General features: G+C 35.6%; 19 protein-coding genes. 2 read left to right on the top strand and 17 right to left on the bottom strand.

The window, feature by feature from the left end; all coding sequences use genetic code 11:
- Window positions 1–145 precede the first annotated feature (145 nt).
- Entirely contained in the window at window positions 146–451 is a 306-nt protein-coding gene (locus ACIQZA_RS07890; RefSeq protein ID WP_400936197.1) for a helix-turn-helix domain-containing protein, read from the top strand.
- Window positions 452–460: 9 nt separating this feature from the next.
- On the opposite strand, the gene ACIQZA_RS07885 is transcribed toward ACIQZA_RS07890, so the two are convergent.
- The 5 genes from ACIQZA_RS07885 to comX all read right to left on the bottom strand — a co-directional run bounded on the left by ACIQZA_RS07885 (window position 461) and on the right by comX (window position 4,621).
- Window positions 461–808, bottom strand: coding sequence for a hypothetical protein (locus tag ACIQZA_RS07885; protein WP_400936199.1), 348 nt, complete (start codon window positions 806–808; stop codon window positions 461–463).
- A 142-nt stretch (window positions 809–950) separates the two neighbouring features.
- A complete protein-coding gene (gene plsY / locus ACIQZA_RS07880) occupies window positions 951–1,574 on the bottom strand; it encodes a glycerol-3-phosphate 1-O-acyltransferase PlsY (RefSeq protein ID WP_402880750.1) in 624 nt (207 codons plus the stop codon).
- 63 nt (window positions 1,575–1,637) lie between these two features.
- Entirely contained in the window at window positions 1,638–1,910 is a 273-nt protein-coding gene (locus ACIQZA_RS07875; RefSeq protein WP_400936202.1) for a serine hydrolase, read from the bottom strand.
- Window positions 1,911–2,135: 225 nt separating this feature from the next.
- Window positions 2,136–4,481: an ATP-binding protein gene (locus ACIQZA_RS07870; protein ID WP_403009873.1), complete on the bottom strand. Its 2,346-nt coding sequence runs from the start codon at window positions 4,479–4,481 to the stop codon at window positions 2,136–2,138.
- The gene (comX, locus tag ACIQZA_RS07865) at window positions 4,463–4,621 is read right to left on the bottom strand and encodes a competence pheromone ComX (protein WP_323655034.1); all 159 of its coding nucleotides are present in this window, start codon (window positions 4,619–4,621) and stop codon (window positions 4,463–4,465) included. Before comX ends, ACIQZA_RS07870 begins: the two co-directional genes overlap by 19 nt.
- 511 nt (window positions 4,622–5,132) lie before the next feature.
- On the opposite strand from comX, the gene ACIQZA_RS07860 reads away from it, so the two are divergent.
- The gene (locus tag ACIQZA_RS07860; protein WP_400936204.1) at window positions 5,133–6,392 is read left to right on the top strand and encodes a DUF418 domain-containing protein; all 1,260 of its coding nucleotides are present in this window, start codon (window positions 5,133–5,135) and stop codon (window positions 6,390–6,392) included.
- A gap of 67 nt (window positions 6,393–6,459) precedes the next feature.
- On the opposite strand, the gene ACIQZA_RS07855 is transcribed toward ACIQZA_RS07860, so the two are convergent.
- From ACIQZA_RS07855 to ACIQZA_RS07800, 12 genes are all read right to left on the bottom strand, one after another.
- Complete coding sequence (locus ACIQZA_RS07855) at window positions 6,460–6,648, bottom strand: hypothetical protein (RefSeq protein WP_400936206.1); 189 nt, start codon at window positions 6,646–6,648, stop codon at window positions 6,460–6,462.
- Between the two features lie 159 nt (window positions 6,649–6,807).
- Window positions 6,808–7,407: a hypothetical protein gene (locus tag ACIQZA_RS07850; RefSeq protein WP_400936208.1), complete on the bottom strand. Its 600-nt coding sequence runs from the start codon at window positions 7,405–7,407 to the stop codon at window positions 6,808–6,810.
- 373 nt (window positions 7,408–7,780) lie between these two features.
- Window positions 7,781–8,374, bottom strand: a complete 594-nt coding sequence (locus tag ACIQZA_RS07845; RefSeq protein ID WP_400936210.1) for a hypothetical protein — start codon at window positions 8,372–8,374, stop codon at window positions 7,781–7,783.
- 33 nt (window positions 8,375–8,407) lie between these two features.
- On the bottom strand, window positions 8,408–13,990 hold the full coding sequence (locus ACIQZA_RS07840) for an RHS repeat-associated core domain-containing protein (RefSeq protein ID WP_402880754.1): 5,583 nt from the start codon (window positions 13,988–13,990) through the stop codon (window positions 8,408–8,410).
- A gap of 30 nt (window positions 13,991–14,020) precedes the next feature.
- Window positions 14,021–14,419, bottom strand: a complete 399-nt coding sequence (locus tag ACIQZA_RS07835; RefSeq protein WP_402880756.1) for a DUF4280 domain-containing protein — start codon at window positions 14,417–14,419, stop codon at window positions 14,021–14,023.
- 77 nt (window positions 14,420–14,496) lie between these two features.
- Window positions 14,497–14,994, bottom strand: a complete 498-nt coding sequence (locus ACIQZA_RS07830; protein ID WP_400936216.1) for a hypothetical protein — start codon at window positions 14,992–14,994, stop codon at window positions 14,497–14,499.
- A 39-nt stretch (window positions 14,995–15,033) separates the two neighbouring features.
- A complete protein-coding gene (locus tag ACIQZA_RS07825) occupies window positions 15,034–16,131 on the bottom strand; it encodes a pentapeptide repeat-containing protein (protein WP_402880758.1) in 1,098 nt (365 codons plus the stop codon).
- Between the two features lie 15 nt (window positions 16,132–16,146).
- Complete coding sequence (locus ACIQZA_RS07820; protein WP_402880760.1) at window positions 16,147–17,673, bottom strand: phage baseplate assembly protein V; 1,527 nt, start codon at window positions 17,671–17,673, stop codon at window positions 16,147–16,149.
- A complete protein-coding gene (locus ACIQZA_RS07815; RefSeq protein ID WP_402880762.1) occupies window positions 17,670–18,314 on the bottom strand; it encodes a hypothetical protein in 645 nt (214 codons plus the stop codon). The genes ACIQZA_RS07820 and ACIQZA_RS07815 overlap by 4 nt, the downstream gene beginning before the upstream one ends.
- A gap of 956 nt (window positions 18,315–19,270) precedes the next feature.
- Entirely contained in the window at window positions 19,271–19,693 is a 423-nt protein-coding gene (locus tag ACIQZA_RS07810) for a hypothetical protein (RefSeq protein WP_402880764.1), read from the bottom strand.
- 117 nt (window positions 19,694–19,810) lie between these two features.
- On the bottom strand, window positions 19,811–20,449 hold the full coding sequence (locus tag ACIQZA_RS07805; RefSeq protein WP_402880766.1) for a DUF2247 family protein: 639 nt from the start codon (window positions 20,447–20,449) through the stop codon (window positions 19,811–19,813).
- A gap of 120 nt (window positions 20,450–20,569) precedes the next feature.
- Window positions 20,570–20,935 (bottom strand): hypothetical protein, encoded by a 366-nt coding sequence (locus ACIQZA_RS07800; protein WP_403009871.1) that lies wholly within the window; start codon window positions 20,933–20,935, stop codon window positions 20,570–20,572.
- Between the last annotated feature and the right edge of the window lie 220 nt (window positions 20,936–21,155).

The following is a 21,155-nucleotide window of genomic DNA, read 5'->3' as shown; positions in this document are numbered from 1 at the left end:
ATAAGGCGCTTCCTGTTCAAAATCGAACAAGAAGTGCCTTATTTTTATCTGAGAAAGGTTCGCTTTTATGAAAACGTAAGTTTTTCAGTGCCCTCGTTTATCTAAGGGGAGTTTTTTTATGGCTCGAAGTTAATATACGATTGAAATGAAATTAAACGTTCTTCAATTATTAAAAGAAGGCTATTATTCTAACAGAGAATTATGTGGAAAATTCTTAGTAAATAAGCGAACTATTCAAATTTGGAAGATTAAATACGAAGCGCACGGTGTAGAGGGACTTACCGAAGCAACTTCTTGGATGAGGTATTCCAAAGAATTAAAGTTAGCGGCGGTAGAAGATTATCTTCAAGAAAGGTTAACTTTACTGGAGATTCTCGCTAAATATAAGATTAGCAGTATCTCTGTTTTAAAAAAATGGGTGAAAAAGTATACTTCATCTTTGTTAAATTGAGTTTCCCGTTCAGGGTGCCACATAATCGCCATCGGAGATATCGCTTGGGTTAAGGATAAGCAAAGGCAAGGCGAATGTCACAGTTTGCTCGTACTTTTTACGCCCTTCGCCTATTGACTTTTCTAACAAAAATTTTACATCTTCGGTGCCAGAATACAGGCGCTCTATAGCCGAAATGTCCATAAATGCCATTTCCTCTTGTGTAAAGCCGTACTTAACTCCCAATTGCATGACCATTTCAAGCGCTTCGGATAGGCTTTTGGTAAATATAAACTTTGCATACTCCCGACCTTCTATCCCATCTTTTATGAATTTAAAGAGCGACAGCACATCACCTTCAAGATTTTGCTGTTTCATTTGTTCTTGGATTGCGGAATATTGCTCCAATGTTAACGTAAACTTCGCCTTTGTCAGAGAGGATATGTGCTTTGTTTGTTTTCATGAGAAGGCCTCCTGTTTCAAATGGATAACTATTTTAATATTATGAGGTCATACAGAATCAAAAACGAAGTTTACTTTCGGTTTTTGAAAGTAGCCTTTGTATATTTTCCATATGCTTGAAAATAACAATAAACGCCATTAGGGAAGTAAATATATTAAAATAAAAGGTATGCCCCAAAATAGGAATAAATGAAAAAATCGCTGCGAGCAATGTTGCACATACCGTTCCTAAAGAAACATAACGTGTTAAAGCTACTATTATCACAAAAATGACAAGGCAAAAAAGCCCCATAATCCAGTCAACCATAAATAGCACGGCAACTGCCGTAAGCGCTCCCTTGCCTCCTTTAAAATTAAAATATACCGGCCAGTTATGCCCTATAACAGCTCCTGCGCCTGCCGCTAAAAGACTAACGCAATCTCTAGCCTCACCCGAATAAAAGTAAACGCTAAGGTAAAGGCCTATAATACAAGCAATTATTCCTTTTAATATATCTCCCGCAAGAACAATTCCTGCTGCAGTTTTACCTAGTACTCTTAGAGTATTAGTAAGCCCAGCATTTTTGCTACCATGACTTCTTATGTCCTTTCGGTATATTTTCCCTACAATCACTGCAGTATTTAGGCTACCTAAAAGGTAACCCGAAGCTAAGGCAACAAAAAGCTTTAAAATATCTATCATCACTCTTCTCCTTTGTGATTTCGTCAACACATATAGGCACTGTGAACATTATTATTTATCTACTTAAATAATCTTGCATTTTCCTACGCCATCATCTATATTCAATTTTCGCTTTTCATGCAATTGAAATATAGCCATCGCTGTAAATGCTTTCGTAAGTGACCCTATACGAAATTTAGTTGTTGGTACATTTCGGATGCTATGCTCCCAATTCGCCATACCAAACCCTCTGTTTAAAAGAATATTCCCATTAGATGCAATTAATAAAGTACCATTCAAATACCCGTTTCGATTAAAAGAATCTACCCAATTATTTAACCGTTCTTCTAATAGCATGTGCGTTTCTCTCCTTACTAGAATAAATAATCATACTTTAAATTTTTTACCTGATAAGTTGCCAAATCCTCATATTTTGAAGTTGTTTTGTAGAAACCCTTCCTTCATTTTGTTGCGATTTCTTTATACTTCAATGAAAAACCTCCCAATCCAACTCGTACTGTAATTTCTACGAGAAGATTAGGAGGTGTTAAAATCGTTCATATCTTTCTTTCTATTCATATATTATCCTCTAGTAAGCGTTGACCTTCTATTATAAGTATCGTAGTCATAGGAATGCGTATGATTTCCTTCATTTATTTTAATTCGAATGGACATTCCTTCTCCTACATTGGTATTGATAGAAAACTGACCATTAAAAGCCTGTACCCTCTCTTGCATCCCCCTGATTCCCATTGAATCAGAAACAATGATGCCATCCATTTTGCATCCTACACCATCGTCTGAATAAATAATTTCAAAGCCATCTTCTGTTTCTATCAAATGAATTTCGACAGTATTGGCATACGAATGTTTTAATGCATTGTTTAACAACTCTTGAAAAAGCCGATAAATCATTAAGTTTAAACGCTCATCTTCTAAATAGAGACGATCTATTGTGTAAACTAAATCAAAATCCGCACGTTTATGAACTTTTTGAATAAGCTTTTCAAGCGCAGCATTTAAGCCTAGTGTATCTAATAATGGTGGCTTCAAATTTTCACAGTAGCCTCTTAAATCATTCAACGATGCAATCATATGATCATGAATCTTAGTAAGGTTCACCTGAATATCTGTTGTCCTCTTCGCATGAATACATACATCCATTTCTCGAGCAATATGTAACTGCTCTTGTAAAACCGTATCATGAAGCTCTTGCGCTAATTGATATTTTTCTTGTTCAAAGCGTAGCCAAAGAAGCTTATTGAGCCATGGTAGCTGACTTTTATCAGCCTCTTTCATATGCTTCAACTGATCTAATAGATCTTCCACCATTTTCGTATTTTCAATAAAATTATTTACATATAAAAGTAATAATTCAAGCCATAATAACTCCTCATCCTTTAAATAAATCGATTTATTATGGTCTACGACTAGTATTCTTTTATAATTTACATCTTGGTGGATAAAAGCTATATAAAAATGCTCCGTTTTCTTTACATCCCCCATGCGGAGATTCTCAAGTAATATTTCGTCCATTTGATTTTGAGTATATTCTTTTGATGTACTTGTGGAAGTAACTTGATGTGTTTGCAAATCATAGGTTAATACGTAAACATGTTTAATCTCAAGGTGTAAAGCAATTTCTTGAACAAATTTATCCAGCAAATCTTCAATCTTCACGACCCTACCAATACTATCAACTGTCGTATACAATCGATGGATATAATCCCCCTTTGTTGAAAAAAGAATTTTTCGCTTATGATAATCTATTTTCTCTTTAATATAGAAAAGTGCTATTAATGATAAGAAGGCAAAAAAGAATAATTCCGCCATTCTTGAAATAGACAAATCTGTAATTACATACAGACCTACTAATAACCAAATCGTAAAAACAAATGAAAAATTAAAGTAATAGCGTAAACGGGTAATAAAGTATTCCATGTCAAATATACGTTCAGTGAGCTGTGTACATATAAAGCTGAAAGGTATTATTACTAAAAAGAGGGAACAAATATCTGCAGAGAGTATTTGTTTATGAAAGATAACTTCTGGTAACGCGTATAGAAAAAGAAAAGGTATAAACGGAATGATTATACTGCTCAATAATATTTTTAATTGTGGTACTTTATATTTAAAATACCCCGAAATCATAATCCAAAGGATGATACTAAGTAATAAGAAAAATGCTCCTAAGATTACATATGAAAGGACAACATGAATGGCGTTATTTCTAATACCATAAATGCTTAAAAATACTACCGAAAGAGGGAGTATATATAGTATCTTTATGTTTTTTATAAACAACCATTTTATCTTTAAAAAATCAAAATAAAGCCTTAAAAAATGTATTAAAAGTACAGGACATAGCAACATACTACTACGATTTACAATGATCCCTACATTATTTAATATCCCAGACGCACCTATACTTACATATGCTAATGACACTGTTAAGATAAATAGAATTAATAGATTTAATAGCGGTGTTTCCTTCTGTTTAATATGCAAATATATAGAAAGTATTAACGATAGGAAATAATATACAGTAGGTACAACGAATACATAATAAAATTGTTGGGGAATATCGAATGCTTTTATTTGTACATGTACTTCATCACCATTAGGTTTCAAAATTGTTAAATCCTTTGCTGAACGAATAATAAAATCATATTGTATGATCTGAATATCATTAATAGAGCTTCCATCTATTTTTAGCACAATATCTCCAGGCGATATTTTTTGCTTCCTTGCCCAATCTTTATAATATGAATCTGTAACAATCCAATGCCCGTCTTCTTGTTTTATTTTTATGCCTAAAAAAGAAGTGCCATAAGTAATAAATAATAAATAGACACCTATTATTAAATAGATACTTATAGCACTACAAAACCAATTATTTTTAAAAAAACTCAGTTCCAAAGACCCCACTCTGGGCGCAGCTCTTCATCAAACGAGTCTAAAATTGCCTTCTGCTCAAGCTCAGTAACACCAACTAGAGAAGCTTTTTTTTCTTTTAACAAAGTTACCATCGACGGATTTTGCTCTAAAAATTGAATCATTTTAATCATAAAATCTCCTCATTTCATTAGTTTTTTATACCTTTTACACACAGTTACATTATTTAAAGTATTGATTATATTCAAACTTCTCTTACTAATTCTTTTCCAAGGAATTAATAACTATTAATGTAACTACAATTTCATTGTACCATTATTTTACATACATTCAACAATATTTTCTATTAATTGCTGAAAAATGATAGATTACGCAGCATTTTCACATAATGTACTAATTTTCGCAATACTTCGTTATAACGCTATTGTAAATTTTTTACCATTCAAATAGTAAAGTTGGAATATGCCAATGTTTTATAAATATCTTTAGTGAAGGGAAACGGCTTTTTAGGAAATTACCTAAAATTCCTAAATTTCTCTCCCCAACTTTTCGATTTATAAATTACAATACCTTAAATTTCCTTATAAAATCTTGATATTTATTATTTATAGTTTCATTAACAAAGGTTTTTTCAACAATAGCCATTTGTTGAAAGAACAAAATAACAAGGAAAAGGATGATTATATGAAGCAAAAGCTTTCACCCATCTCTGCCAAAGAGCGGATTGAAACACTTGATGTATTGAGGGGGTTCGCATTATTAGGAATCATATTAGCCAATATTGTTTGGTTCCTTTATCCGGCCTATATGCAGGAAGATCTAAGTTTTAAAAATGAATGGACTTCTTTTTGGAATCAAGCCGATTATACCGTTCATACTATTATTACTATGTTTGTCGATGGAAAATTTGTCATGCTGTTCTCTATGTTGTTCGGTTTTGGAATGGTCATTATGCAGGAAAGAGCAGCCGCAAAGCAACTAAACTTCTGGGGAATTTATTTTAGACGACTTATTGCGCTCTTTATTTTTGGTTGTATCCATGCTTATTTCATTTGGTTCGGAGATATTTTAACAGATTATGCAATCTTAGGGTTATTACTCCTTTTCATGCATAAGTTAAAACCTAATGTTATGTTAATCATTAGCGTAACTTTATATAGCTTATATTTTGGATTATTTACGTTAGGAGCTCTATCCTCCGATTCTACGATGATGTCAATGACAATGTCAGAGGAAAGTCGTCAGCTTATGCAATTTACGATAGATGCCCATCAAAATGGAAGTATTCAAGAATTAATGAATGCTAATTTTATGGAAAGAACTTATTATACAATGCGTAATGGATTATATGTTCTTTCTCTAGGCAACCCTATACTTTATTTATTTACAAATCTTCCGTACTTACTAATGTTCTTATTCGGAGCAGCTGTTGCGAAGAAAAAATGGCTTCACCGTTTTGAAGAATATCGAAAAGGCTTTTTCATTACGTGGTTGCTTACATTTATTTTTGGTGGAACATTGTGCTGGATCATACCTTTCTTTTCAGAAAACTTTTCTGCTGTTCAATATATTAGCTCACCACTCCTAACCATCTTTTATGCTATTAGCTTGATCTTTATTTATCACACGGTGAAAGGAAAGAAAGCTTTACAGTGGTTAGCGTTCCCTGGAAAAATGGCATTCACAAACTATATCGGCCAATCTATCATTTGTACATTGTTATTTGGACCATTTGCATTTGGCGTATACGGAAAACTCCACTTAACGACAGCCATCATCATCGCCATTGTCATTTTTATTTTCCAAGTAATTTTTAGTAAGCTTTGGTTATCCAAATTCCGCTTCGGGCCACTTGAATATGTTTGGAGGTCATTCACTTATTTAGGTATTAAAAAGGAATCTAAAAATGCAAGGTTAGGTGACAATCAACTGACTTCTCAATAAATCACATAAAAATACTTAGGGGCTGTGGGTTGACAGCTCCTCTTCGTTTTTCTTTTTTTCTTTCGTTTCATACAGATTGTTCCTTTACTCTTTCATAAATATCGAGTTCAATTGACCATTTTTTAACTCCAGCTTCATTAAAGGCTTCTAAAGGCGTTCCTAGATAGTCACTAACAATACTATAGTTGTCTGTACCCATTATTTTAGCGGAAGGCGTAAAAATCTTGTCATCATAAACCCATGACAAGGTTTTCAATAATGGATGTTTTCAGCTATTTCTCCTGAAGAAAATACAATGGTCTTTGCCAAAAATCACACAATCAATGAAAAAAGGGTTACTTTACTCAATTTGCACAATCGCATTGGAATAAAGTAACCGGCAGGTGCGCATTTTACACTCTAATAGCTAGGTTTTTCAAGAGCATTGCAAGAAACCAGCAATGACCTCTCCTGTTTCATTATGCCTATATAGATATAATGCACCGTACATAAACACATAATCCATATTATCACTATAGCCTTCTTCCTCTATTTGCAGAAAAAAGGAATAATTATCATTTTCCAACTCTTCATAATAATAACTTTTGGGTTGAATAAGACGTGGTTCTCCCAAAACTTTAATAAACAAAAAATTATTCCCATGATTTTCCGAATAATCGCTTATTGAGTTCATACCTAAATCTAAAATACTTTTATCAGTATTGCTTCCAATTTCGGAGTATTTATGCTCTATAACCCTTACTTCAATTGAAGGATAAACATTATTTTCCAATAAAGTATCAAAATTCTTATGCATAATAATAGAAAGCATAATATCCTCTTTTTCTGGGTGAACTAGAGTTGCATAAAACCTGTAATCATCAGGTATTTGGTCTTCAATCAATTTTGGAGGATTACCACCTATTCTACCTCTAACATCATCATCATTTTGTTGCTTAGACATCATAGCAAGGACAAAATGGAAAGGATAAAATGGAAAGGATAAAACAATTCCATTTCTAACAAAAACACACATAAAGCAGGCTTCTATGCCTTCGTTTATGTGTGTTTTTTAAAGATAATTTTAACCTAATCTACTTTCTTACTTTTTCAATTCATTTTTATTTGTACAATCATGTTTTAAATCTTCTGTACTATTGCTCAATTGCTCGATAAAATTCAAGAAATCGATTGTGAGTAGCTACAACTATATTTTCTTTCTCAAGAAATTTCCTCATTACATTTATTATTTCCTTTTTTAATTCATTTGGAACTTCATCAACTCTTTGTTTGATAACTAGACGAAATACAAGCATGGAATCCTTATTAGGAGATAACTTTGGAATTGAAAAAATATATCCTAGTTACTTTATTTCATCTGTCAACTTCATGGGGAGAATACCAGATAATCAAAAACCAAAGTGCTTTTTGTAAACATCCTTTATTATTATTTCCTCTGTAATAGCTTTAAAATCTACTGATTTGTGATAACTACTGCTATCGGCATTATACTTTTGTTCTTCAAAGGGTGCGGGAAAGGGAATACTATTGATATAAGTATAGTTTAACCCCTTTTTCAACTCATCCAGTTTTTCCTTAGTTACTTTTTTTGAAAAACTAGCCACTAAAAAAGAACCGAACATATCATAGACTATATCTGCATAATCTGATGGAAGTATTATCGCAGATATTTTCTTAGAAACAACTCTAATAGAAACTTCCTTTACCCCATTAATTATTTTGGGTTTTGTATCTGGTCGAAATTTATTTTCTTCTGTATTAAACGGAGTTTCATAAAAAAATTTATGTAACTCTGAGTCGAATACTACAAAACTAAGTGTGAAACTATAATCAATTTTATCATCCTTCAAAAGTTTATTGGGAATGAGAATGTTTTCTCTTATATAATCGAAAACATACTCACTAATTTTATACGATACCCTTGGTCTAGCGAGCAGTTCATTCGGCTCATGGCTAAAAAGCCTACTAATTTTATATGTCATATTTTTTTCCTTTCTGTAAATAGGGTTACTCACTCATATTTTTGAGCATGGAGTATTGTTTTTCATTTTTAGCTTCTTTAAATCGTTCACACCATTCAGATAATCATCAACAGGACCAAGGTGTTTATGTCCTAAATTTCCAGCAGGAACTTTTCCATGCTTATCTAAATGTGCTGTGATTTTATCAGTTTCTAATCTACGCATTTCTGCAGTTGTTATATTCCTAAAATGTTCTTGACTAAATTTTACATCATCGAAATTGGAATATGCTTTTCTTAGTTGGCTTGCTAAACGAGTTGATGTACCTTTAGGGATTACATTTGTAGTACCGTTTGGTGATACTACTTTAATTGGGTTTTTAGTTACCCGATTTTGATTTTCATTTCCAATTCCATATTTGAATGTTTTTCCGTTTATATCTATTTGATATAGAGCACTATTAGCTGTGTTAGTAAGTGAATTCCCATGCAAACCTAGCACATCTATCCAGCTATTTGTATCTTTCACATAGCTGTAAAGAGCCATACCGCCAGCCAAGCCAATCGGGTCTATTTGTATATAAATCCCCATTTGAGGTGAATAATACCTAAATCTATTATAATATAATCCTGTTTCTATATCTTCAAATTGTCCTTGAAACCTAAACGGTATAAAATCCTTTTCTCCTGTAAACTCTTTAACTCTACCATAAATATCAAGCTCTGCTGACCAGACTTTGTCTCCAATTTCGTTGTAAGCTTCAACTGGAGTACCTAGGTAATCTGTTATGATACTAAAGTTACCTTCATTTGTAATTTTAGCTGATGGTATGAACCCATCATTAAATACCCATGTGACCAGATTATCTGGAATTTCGAATTTGCTTTGTGAAGAACTCTCAACTAGGTTCTCTAGTTTACCTGAATTATTCTGGAAAGAATACTCATGCAGAATCGTATTACCATCCCAGACAAATCTCGTTGTTTTTTCATCGGAACGCTTTTCTATTCGTCTGCCTAATGAGTCGTATTTAAAAGTAACTTCTTTTAAAACTGATTGGTTCTGTGAATAGCATACAACTTTCGACATCATGCCATTGCCATTATATTCGAATTTCCACGTATCACCATTCTTCTCAGTTTTCTGAATCAGATTACCTTCATCATCATAAGAGAAGGTTGCCTCTCTCGTTTCAAGCAATCTGCTTCCGGCACCATAGACACGGTCTGTCTTTTCTTTTGTTTCATACAAATTCCCGACATCGTCAACACTGCGGTGTAAGAAATCAAATTGACCGCCTTGATTGGACCAAACTAGGTTACTGATTTCATCATAACCATAAGTAACTTTTACACCCGTTAACTCGTTCATCATGCTTCGTAATCGATGATTGACGTCCCAATTATAAACGCGTCTTCGTGTGTCACGATTTTGACTACTTATTCGGTGGTGTGTTGGTCTCCCCGTCGTATCATACTGCCATTTGCTAATGACATCCCCTGGTAATATTCTTTCAATCTCTTGACCAAGTTCATTATATTGCATTGATGCTGTCCAGTTTTTTTGCTCTAAGCGAGAAGCCGTGATTTGCGACACATTACCCATTTCATTATGAGCAACATCAATTTTGGCACCTAAGCTACTCGTAATCTGTGAACGGTTGCCTAATTCATCATAACTACTAGCAATCCAATGGTCATTCTGCCACTCCTTAATCACTTGCCCTGACGGGTCTCGTTCCAGCTTTACGGTCACATGCTCATTCTCAGTCTCCATTAACAAGCCATTCTTGTCATAACCAAACGTTTCCCAAGTGTCATCATAATAATCAGCTCGAATAATATTCCCTAGACCATCATGCTGGTACGCTGTCCAACGATTACCTGGACGTTGAATTCGCTGAACCAATCCTGCTAGACTTCGCTCATACGTTCTTTCTATCTCATCAAAGCCGATTTCCTTGATGATATTCCCTTTTTCATCACGTTCAAACTGATACGCTTCGCCTTTTTCATTGATGACAGCGGTTAACTGCTCCTCTGTATCATAGGTGAATTGTACTTTCTTCCCACCTTGTTCTCGAGACACCAAACTGCCAAGAATGGTGTAATCAAAGGCTACTTGCGTATGGTTATCTTTCGCAAAAACAATATCTTCATAGGCATCGTACTTTAATTGAACGTCGTTACCATCTGAAAGATTTGCTCGTACAAGGCGATTCAAATTATCGTAATGGAATTTCTCTGTTGCCCCCAAGGGATTTGTCGTTGCTGTACAATTCCCACGACGGTCATATGTCCAGGTTGAACTCGTCCCGTCTGGCAATGTCACTCGACTTAAGTTCAAATCAGCATCATAAGCTAAGCTTACCATATGGCCTTGCGTATTTGTCACCGTTTCGATTAAACATTTCTCATTATAGGAAAATTCAGTCTTTGTGCCATCTTCTAAAACATTTGCCTGTAATGTACTGTCTTCATTATAGATCCATTGACGACTTCCCCCCTCTGCGTTAACAGCCTGAATCAGCCTATCCCTCTCATCATACTGAGAGGAGAAGGTACTGCCATCTGCAAGATTAATCGTCACTGGATTTGCCCACTCATCAAAGCTATAAGCCGTCACACGACCATCTTCATCTACTTCTTGCAGCAATTCAAAGTCCCCATTATATTCATAGCTAACTTCACTACCATCTGGATGAACAATTTTCGTACAGAGATTATCTTCATTAAAATAATAATAACTATTATGGCCTAAGCTATCCGTAATTTCATTATAGCCATCGTGATATGCAAGCTCCCCTGCAAGGACATTGCCATCTCCCCATGTTTTGATGACTCGTGCACCTGTAGTTGGACCATCGTAGCGCCAGAAGAAGCTATTTTTATTACGATCTGTTTTTTGCATCATTAAGTGATTCACATATTTAATATGCGTACTTTGTCCTAACGCATCTTGGATTTCGATTAAATCTTGTCCATCATTGTAATCATAGCGGACTAAGACTTCACGACTCATTTGGTTGCGTAATGCGACTTCTGTCATTCTGCCTGCTTCATTAGAAGTAACCTCAAGCACTCTTCCCACACTGTCCGTTACTTGAGATAGGAAGCCTTTAAGGTTATACGCAAATTGAATATGATGGGCTTGCTCATTTCTTACTTCTTTTAATCGGTATTTCGTCTTTGTTGTTTGTTCAAATACATAAATCAATCGTGTATCATGCTCAAACAGATGATACTCCTCGCCTGTATTGGTTAAAGTCATTCTTTCTCGTTTGTTAAAATACGGCAAGTTTATTGGTAAAATTGGAAATCCTACTGCGCGACCATCCGTTACTACAATCCCAATCAGGTCATCTTCTTCAAAAATCTCTAAGGCTAGATCGTATGTAAAGTGCATACCATGACCTGTTAAGCCAATGCGACTACTATCACTGTACCAAGCGCGTTCCCATGAAAGGGGGATCGGTCCAGGTAGTTCAAAGTCGATGCCTTCATAAATCATACGCCCTGTAATTAAATCAACAGGCTCAAATCCTCTTTTACAGAATTTTTTACTTAACCCTTGTGTACAATTAAATTTCTTTAAGACCCCATGATTAAATTTCGTTAGCCCGGCTTTTGCCACAGCTTTCATTCCGTCTACTGCCTTCGACACAGCGAGCAATTCATCCATCGATGAGATGACTTTATCTGCTGCTGTCTTCACGGCCTTAGATCCTTTGTTGGCTAGTTCCGCTAGTCCCTTTACTGCATCTAACGTTTTAGATATTTTCGGATAAGCTGCCTTCATCCCTTTTGCTACAGCTTTTGAAGCATCTATTACCTTATCTGCTCCTTTTGCAACATCACCAGCTTTATCTAAGAGTTTTGCCCCTTTTTTGACCTTGTAGGCAGCTTTGGCGGCATCACCAACTAACGGGACCGCACCTACTAAGTTCATGGCTGCATCCATGTAATTCCCTCTTGCCAAGCTAATTCCTGCATTCGCAATATCTGCAAATGTACCGATGACAGGAATAAACCCAGCGATATCTAGCGCTGTACTTACTCCATCTAATAAACTACTAAACCAGCCTTTCTTCTCTTTCTTCTCTTCTGCCTTTTGCGGGAAAATTAAGTCAACTTTACTCATAGCTTCGATGGCTTCTTCATTTAACTTCGGTGGTTGACTCTGCTTTTCTATACCTTCTTGATCAATGAGCGTACTAATTAATTGGGTGTCAGCGGCCATAATCACGTGACTTTGTTCCTTCGCTGATATCGCGATCCATTCTTCCGCCTCTACAGCTAGCTCTTTCATTCCACTTATTTCGAGTGTTTCATCGGCCGCTAGCATGATGGTACTGTTACTTTGAAATGTTACGCCATCTCCATCATCCATCTTTAAGTCCAATACGCCATCTACTGCACTAAAGGTAATATCACCAACGCCTAATGTCACATCTTTCCCAACATTGGTCGCCAATGATTTAACAGTAGTGTCCGCCATTTTCTTCGTCTGCTTTTGTCCACCCTCTGGTGTGGCTGGATTAACACGCACCGAGCTGATAACGATTGCTTCTTCTTCAACCGCACTTGGAAAATGTAATTGGGCACGTGCACCTATTTGGGGCATTAAATACATAACGCCATTGGCATCTGCAGAATAGGCAAACCAATGTGCTTTTCCTTGATCCTGGCTCTTATCTATATCTAAATGAATTTTAACGGTGTTTTGCGTAACATCAATGATCTTTCCTGTAAACGCTGCACCAATGAGATCTAAATTGCGTACTAATCGCTGACGAATACTTTTCTCTGGTTGGGCAGTATATTGAAACTTCAGCACACCCCCATCAAGAAGGGTTTCCCTAGCCGTTACGACATAGGAACTTCCCTTGAATTGCACCAACGTGCCCAACTCATGGGGTTCCGTGCTTTCAAACTCACAAAAAGTATAATCGGCTTCACTCACATCCGTCCCATCGTTTTCTGTAATCAGCCGATACGCATCGACGTCCATACGTACTATAGAAGGCAGATGGTCGATCGTTATGCTTTTCCTACTTTGGGGTGTACCGAGCCAAAATCGAGCACCTTTTCCTTTTAAATCAGGAAAAACAACGGCGTGCAAACGGGAGGCCATTCTTTTAATAAATTCCCAATCTGTTTCTAAGTATTGAATCGCAATACTACCAATGGCTTGACCGTTAGAAGCTTGGTCGATGTAATCCCCATTAGGATAGGCTTTCACGATGTTATTTATTAATTGCACATACGTCATATTGGCATCTTGAAAAGAACGTGAGCGCTTCGCAATATCCATATTTGCTGTAAATGATACAGCCTCAACGGAGACATAGTGCACCCCTTGGGCTGCCTGCAACTCCGCGTTTTCTATTCTTCCTGAGAACAATACAGCACTGTCTCGTCCAAATTTCACAACTACTTCATCAGTATGATTAACCCGCTGAATATACTTTTGCGCTTGCTCTTCAGCGATCATTCCCGTAAAGTACAATCTCGCATGGTCATTGCCCTTATGTTTAATAGTTAATTTATCTAAATGAATAAGCGGATAATTCCATTCGAGCACAAGATCCTCATACGTACTAATCATGTGTACTTCCTTTTCTTCTAGCGATTTCATTACTTACCTCCTTTCCATCAACCTCGTCTTTTAAAAACCTTGTATCGGTATTTCTAATTCCTCTTGCCCGTCATGAATAATTTCGATTTTGCCTCCACCTGCTGAGCATTGGGTATGGCAGCGGCTTAATAACGCTTGCTTCCCCTCGATATTGACATTTTCCATCCCTTCCATCCAATCAATAGAGCATGTTGGTGTACACGGTTTTTCTAACTTTAGGCAAACACCAAAGGTTGGAATGTTTTCTGGGTTTCGATCCCCTACATTCATAACGGCTTTCTCTTTAATATAAACGCCATGATCTTGCGGCAAATTTAAATAATTGAGATGGCTACCATTTTCACAGGAAATGATGGCGCCATGTACGACATAACTAAATTGCTCCTGTTCCGAACCTTCTGTTTCCAAACTTTCTACAACTTGAGCCATTGGATATCCTTCCTTTCGTATCGATTGAACACTGTTTCAAACTACGACAGTGTTTTGGAATGTTTTCTTAGAATGATCTATCGACTTTGTAGTTTTACTCGCTGCAACTGAATTCCGAGATATGGTCGTCGTAGCATACTTTCTGCCACGTCTAAATTGACGATGGTGAACGATTCCTTTTTGCCGTCGACTTGAAAAATACAATCTAGTTCCACTTTCTTCGGGTCAATCACGAGCTCCTTTATTTGTCCGTCTGGATAATAAATCGTCTCATCGGAAATACAGTTCTTTTTTACAATGTCCATAAGCCAATGTACGCGCTGTGTTCCTTTCTTCACATCCGTAAAGACAATGGCTGTAAATTCTAAGTTATCCTCGTATTTCACAAGCAATCCTTTCAAATCATCCGACACGATTCTTCGAGGCTTCTCTAAATAATCCAGATATATCGCATTCTCTTTTTCTATTACTTCCCCGAATACAGATGAACAGACAAAGTTATCATCTAGGTCTGTCTTGAAAGGAATGATTGGATTTGTAATGCTTTGATCTTGCCGTAAAATAAAATACTCCATCTTTTCCTCCTGTAACTATCATTTATGTCGATTGCAAAGTTAATGAATCCAATGAATGTCTTTTATCTGATCTGGGCTAAATAGACACTTCTCTTGATCACGTTTAAAGAAAGTAGCTCCTTTTAAATTGGCACCTGTAAAATTGGCGCCTGCAATCTGCGCAAACTCAAATTTTGCATTTTCCAAATTCGCATGACTGAAATCAGTGCCTAAATAACACGCAACTTCGTCATCGGGAAGCATCAGTGTTTTTCCTTGTGCATGCGTAAAATTAGCGCCTGCTAAATTGGCATTACGAAAATCAGCATCTTGAATGGCTGCATATGAAAAATCAACATTCGCTAAGCTACAATCTACAAAACTAGTACCGATGCAAACACTTTGTTTCAATGAAGCCCCTTCTAAGTCACTGCCATTGAAATTCGCATAAGAAAAGTCCATTTGGTCGAAATGTTTTTGCTGTAATGGTAGGCTCGAGAAGTTTTCAAACGTATACGATTTATCCGTCTCGTTTTTCTCTAACCACGAGAGAAGATTTTCTTCCACCCGTTCCCGGTCATCGATGACCCCAACATCTTCACTAAATCCTTTATATTCCCCAACACGAAATCGCAAGCACACAGCTCGTTGGAAATCTATTCCAGGTATACTGTCTTGTTGATAGCGGAAGAGATAGCGTACCAATTGAATGATATACTGATGAAACAGAATCACAGTCTGTTGAATGATTCCTCGAACGTCAGCTGCTTGGATAGCGAGATATGGCTTTCTTTCTTTTTCAAGCGTTTTGTGTAAATCAATAATCGCCTCACTAAGCCATTCTGCTTCATACTGTGCCGTGCATTCTCCCCAGTCGTAGTACCATTTTTCTCCGTAGGCTTCTAGCAAATACGTACACTTATTATCTAGTAATGATGTTCGCAGCAATGATAGATGAATAAAGGCAACTGGCGCCAACCTTCCCTGCTCTTGCTGCTCTCTAATATTTGCAAACAGCTGATCAAGTGAGTTAATGATTGGTTTTAATAAGATTTCCTTCTCTTGGCGAAACTGGCGATCAACCTTCTCTTGTAATCGGCTGATATGAACTGACACGCATTCATCCATAAAATGCTGTAATGCTTCTTCTCGTTTCATGCATCCACATCCTCACTAATTTGCTCGTACTTCTGTTCCTTTGATCTCCATTTTGTCTTCCATCTTGATGGAACTATCTTTACAAATCATCTCTATTTTCTCGCTCGCATTAATCATAATTTGCTTCGCATTGATGGCGACTTTATCTGTAGCTTGTAAAGTAATATTTTTATCACTTATGATGGAGATTCCATTATCATCCATAAGCGAAATCATTAATCCTCCACCAGATATGACAATCCGATCCGGTGCAAGTAGAATTTGTTTGCCGTGCTTCGTTCTGAGTGTTTTGACATCTGGATCGGCCATCCGCGCTGGGTCTTGGCGACTATCCTCGGGTGGTGCAGGTCTTGACCCGCCGCCACCTCCGCCACTAGCACTTCCACCGCCTCCTGGACTAGGCGGATTCGTTGCTGCTAACATCGAACTAGATTGTGGTGGTGCTTTTGATACGGAACTAATCGCAATCCCTTCATCCTCACGATTGCCTGGGAAATAGATTCTCACATTATCAGAAAGCTCCGGCATGAAGTACCAGCCTGTATTATCTTCTGATGCATAGATTGTTGAATATGGAAACCAATACGCTGTATCTTTATCTTGACCCTCGTCGAAATCGACATGAATACGAATTTTATCCCCCGCAACATCGATTACTTTGCCTTGAATAGAGGCGCCAATAATAGCTTGATTATAAGTAGTGTGGACACTGAAGCCGTTCTGAGGTGTTAACGTGTAGATGTGCTTGAACAAGCCATCTTTTAAAGTTGAGTAGATTTTATAGACATACAATTTTTTTGATTGGAATGTCACTTCATTGCCTATTTTGAATGGTTGGAACGATTCTACTTCATAGTACATATAGTCACTATCGGTAATACCGTCGATATGATTTTTACTGGACACAAGGAAATTGCCGATCGCCTTTTTAACTCGATAATTGATAGCCTCCATCTTCTGCGTGCCCCCAGCTTGAAACGGCACCCCGAAGTAAAACTTCGCAGCCGGATGAACCGTATCTGGTACTAGTCCTGTATGGAATCGCGATGCCATTCGTTTAAGAAACTCCCAATCTGTCTCTATATATTGCATCGTAAAGCGTCCAATAGTAGCGCCCTTTGAGGCATAATCCATGAAATCTGCACCTTTTTGATCGGCAATACATGCATTTATTAATTCACTATAGGGCATACTCGCATTTTGATAGGTTTGGTTTATCTTCTTCACATCTAACACATACGTATGCGAAACAGCTTTAACCTCCAAATAATAGGTACCCAAAACTGATTTCACTTGTACATCTAAAGCCAACCCATTAAAAATAGGAATAGTTTGTCCACCACTACCGATTTGCACGACTTCAATAGCCGTTTCTGCATCGGTCATATATACATAGGAATCTTCGAATTCATCTGGAATCACGCCTGTTAAATGCAATGTAGCATGCTCATTCATTTGTTGCGTAATTTCGATTTGATTGACGCGAATATTATAGGGCATCACGATGATATCTTTATACGTCAAGGCTGTTTCCTTACTCATTCAACAACACCTTCCCCATCTAATAATTTGTTTTCAACAACGATAGATTCCATCATGCCGTAAGCAATTGGTTTCCAAATATCCATCTCTTTTTTCAAACAATTAACCGAGCCCATCGTCACATTCTCGCCCACTATAAACAAAAACATTAAATTATAAATCTTGTTATCTAGTGCTGGCGAAATGAAATCAAAGTACCCAATTTGTAAACCGTTAACTTCGTCCATGCCGATATCCAACATTTTTGTAGTTGGCTGCGTTTTTTGAAGGATATTCCTCATAGTCTCTGTGAAGTCTTCTAATTCCCCTTCTTTTACCTGTTGTTCCATAATTTTCAGCGTGACATTGATGGACGTACTTTCGCTTGTATAAATATAATCGGGTCTACGACTGGATGGATATTTGATATCCATTAATTCAGTCTCCATCACGTCAAATGTTGCAGGCATACACATCCGAATTTGCCCCTCATAAAAACTTATTTCTTTGAACGCAATCGTTTCATCTTCAATCATGAGCTGACCATCTTTAATCGCTTGCACGATATCAGTATGTAATAATTGGTTTTCGATGTTCTCCATTCGCTTTTTCTGCCTTGCATGTTTCGTCATCTCAATAACTTCTTCATCCATAAATTTCATTATTTTCGCTCCTTCATATCGATTCTGTACTCGTTCCATCTCATGACCTTATATTTTTTCGCTTTCCTATTAAATAACACCGATTACCCAGGTCATTTTGTTATTAATTTAATTTTTTTCAGTAATATTCCAGTAATAAATACATATATGGGGATATAACCATTAATTGGTTATTTTCATCATTAAATATGCTAATAAACCGTAGATAAAAAGTCAACATCCATAAGTTCTATTATTTGGAATAAACAAAAAAATAATCCTGAAGATCGGGAAAATTTGAAATTTAGTAGTTAGATATACTGTGTGAGAAAAGGATAAAGCGGAACTTTAATCATTGGGGTATAAGAACTTAGTACACTAATTAAAATGTCACCATCTTATATGAAAATGCGAAAAAGCACCTGTCGCCTGTTATAGGCAATCAAGTGCTTTAGGTTCATATATTTTTTAAGCTTATTAATATTTGCAAGTTTTAATAAGTTATTATTTTCATATGACATCTTTTTTTAACGCTTGGCAGGTGTAATATATAGATCCTTATGCTTATATAATCTGTTGCATATTACATTCATAAGTAGCACTTGTAAGTAAAATGTCATCTCGCCTATTCTCGCCCTTAAAAATAGCAACTATTGATAGCTTGTCTTTATGAGTTATTAATTCAAATCTGATTATTCCATAAAATTTTTATATCCTTGTTTATCGTAACGAGCTTTTTCTCGTATGCAAGAAAATTTAAACTAATCTTATACGTCCTTAATATCAAATTTTAATTGCTATGATTCAAAAGCTGTTCTATCCGGGAACACACCATCTTCTTTAACTAGGCAAACTGCCAATCTTTGAGCAGCTCTATCAAAATAGAACTTAGATGCAAAATTTTTATCTGGTATAACTTCTAACTCGGAAAACTTCCTAATCTTTATTTATCTCAATTTCCCCCATAATATGTAAAACTATTCAAATTTCCCTAAACTATAATACGGATTATAGATATTCTCGCCCACTTCATCTATTGTTTCCTTTATCTCATCTAGAATCGCTTTATCTATATCCATATACCGCTGCAATGATTCTTTGATTTTATTAAAGCATATTTCTAGACCTAGATTTACTACAATAGAAAGAATGATATCTACTTCATCATAGGAATCTGTATTCCACAATTTAGTGAGTATTCTATCGATATCATTTTTTACATCACACCTTAATAGCTCATATGTCATAACTTTCCTGTCTGTTAGTTGACTAAGTATTAATAAAAACTTATCTTTTTCAATTTTATTATTTTTAAATTGATCTAATGCATTTTGAAACATTGATATTAGTGTTTCCGTTGGTATTCTATCAGGTAGATTTTCAATTTCAATTATTTCCATATTACACCCCCATTTTAATCTACTAGAATAACCAACTGTAAAAAAATACAATTATTCGACGTAAGAATTCAATTGAAATTTCTATAATTTAAACCCACCGTATTCTACTTCTGCTAGCTAAATTTCCTTTTTATTACTGTCAAAATTATTTTTCAATCCACCTCTAGTCAAGGTCATATCATTTTGCAAATATTGTCGTTCCTTGTTTAGAAAGTCATTAAATAAGTTTTTTAATCTAACTAAATTCTCATCTTTTGAGTATTGCGAAGGATTATACCCGTCTTTCGGAGGGAGATAATTAATAAAACTATCCATATCTTCCGGATAATTAAAATCAGCATAAACTTCAGTAACCTTGTTTAATAACTCCTCGAAATCATCTAGATGATTCATTTTTAAATAAGCCAATATCCCAAATCTCCATTTTCGTTTTTCAAATTGCCAAACATCAGCACCTAGGTTCAAATCATTGAAATTTGACTCATTTAATATATTTACTAGTAAACTTTTATAATCAAAATCACCCTCACCCCAAGCTAGCTGAATAACATCTTGATTACTTGTTTCTGGATGGTTAGTCAGAAATTCAACTGCATAATTCGTTATGTCAGTATATTTTATTTGACCAAGTTCTAGTCCTACATATAGCGTAAGCCAATCGTACTTTATTTTGTTTTGCTTAAGAATATCTACAGAAATATCTATATTGGGAAACTCATTTAAAGGTTGCCATTTTTGCCAATATTCTTTTCCCATAATTTTCGCCCCTTCTAATAAAAAAATTTCTAAGAACATTCGCCGATTCAATACCGTTGACCGGCTGTAGAATAAGGCATTCTTACTATCACGGTACCTTATCGCAATTAAAGTTTTTAATTATACTTTGTCAATAAATATACTAGTACATACAACTTCCACATTTAATGGTGGCATTAAAATATTACACTTCAATAAGTTTTCTTCATCCTCAAATTCCACCTCACTGATTTCAATATTCTGAATAAAATAAGGAATCTGTAGTTTAGTTAATTCTTTTAAAGGTTTTAATCTATCCTCAACACTTGTAATAAATAGAAATTTTGAACAACCTGTGAATAGTAATTTTACATTATAATCTGTGTCCTCAAACATAATAGTAATCTCGTCACCAAAAAAGTTAGTGTCCATTTGCAAGACTCTTGCATCCCAATAATGTATAGCTTCTATTTCACTTTGAATATGCTTCGCTTTCAAATTAATCACCTCGCTTTATATAAGGTTATAATCATTTGTTTATTTCAATTTAAGTAATCCTAACTAAAACGTCATCTGAGTCTTAATATTGGACGACGCTATACTTCATGGCGATACAATTTACATTCGGATTCAATTCCCAAATCAATACTTTTTTATTTTACTCATCTTTCATATACAGTAATGAATAATTCTTCGTTCTCCTCCTTGAACACACTTACTACTATCT

The organism is Lysinibacillus sp. NPDC096382 (assembly GCF_044762845.1).
Lineage (GTDB): Bacteria > Bacillota > Bacilli > Bacillales_A > Planococcaceae > Lysinibacillus.
The sequence above is the reverse complement of the archived record's forward strand: the minus strand, read 5'-3'. Positions and strand labels throughout refer to the sequence as shown.

Coding starts and splice junctions, on each gene's coding strand:
- ACIQZA_RS07825 (WP_402880758.1), bottom strand. CDS start 16,131: ATGAAACGAGAAGAAGCATTACAGCATTTTATGGATGAATGCGTGTCA.
- ACIQZA_RS07890 (WP_400936197.1), top strand. CDS start 146: ATGAAATTAAACGTTCTTCAATTATTAAAAGAAGGCTATTATTCTAAC.
- ACIQZA_RS07885 (WP_400936199.1), bottom strand. CDS start 808: ATGAAACAGCAAAATCTTGAAGGTGATGTGCTGTCGCTCTTTAAATTC.
- ACIQZA_RS07840 (WP_402880754.1), bottom strand. CDS start 13,990: ATGAAATCGCTAGAAGAAAAGGAAGTACACATGATTAGTACGTATGAG.
- ACIQZA_RS07810 (WP_402880764.1), bottom strand. CDS start 19,693: ATGGAAATAATTGAAATTGAAAATCTACCTGATAGAATACCAACGGAA.
- ACIQZA_RS07835 (WP_402880756.1), bottom strand. CDS start 14,419: ATGGCTCAAGTTGTAGAAAGTTTGGAAACAGAAGGTTCGGAACAGGAG.
- ACIQZA_RS07860 (WP_400936204.1), top strand. CDS start 5,133: ATGAAGCAAAAGCTTTCACCCATCTCTGCCAAAGAGCGGATTGAAACA.
- ACIQZA_RS07875 (WP_400936202.1), bottom strand. CDS start 1,910: ATGCTATTAGAAGAACGGTTAAATAATTGGGTAGATTCTTTTAATCGA.
- ACIQZA_RS07845 (WP_400936210.1), bottom strand. CDS start 8,374: ATGACATATAAAATTAGTAGGCTTTTTAGCCATGAGCCGAATGAACTG.
- ACIQZA_RS07815 (WP_402880762.1), bottom strand. CDS start 18,314: ATGAAATTTATGGATGAAGAAGTTATTGAGATGACGAAACATGCAAGG.
- ACIQZA_RS07805 (WP_402880766.1), bottom strand. CDS start 20,449: ATGGGAAAAGAATATTGGCAAAAATGGCAACCTTTAAATGAGTTTCCC.
- plsY (WP_402880750.1), bottom strand. CDS start 1,574: ATGATAGATATTTTAAAGCTTTTTGTTGCCTTAGCTTCGGGTTACCTT.
- comX (WP_323655034.1), bottom strand. CDS start 4,621: ATGATTAAAATGATTCAATTTTTAGAGCAAAATCCGTCGATGGTAACT.
- ACIQZA_RS07850 (WP_400936208.1), bottom strand. CDS start 7,407: ATGTGTGTTTTTGTTAGAAATGGAATTGTTTTATCCTTTCCATTTTAT.
- ACIQZA_RS07820 (WP_402880760.1), bottom strand. CDS start 17,673: ATGAGTAAGGAAACAGCCTTGACGTATAAAGATATCATCGTGATGCCC.
- ACIQZA_RS07830 (WP_400936216.1), bottom strand. CDS start 14,994: ATGGAGTATTTTATTTTACGGCAAGATCAAAGCATTACAAATCCAATC.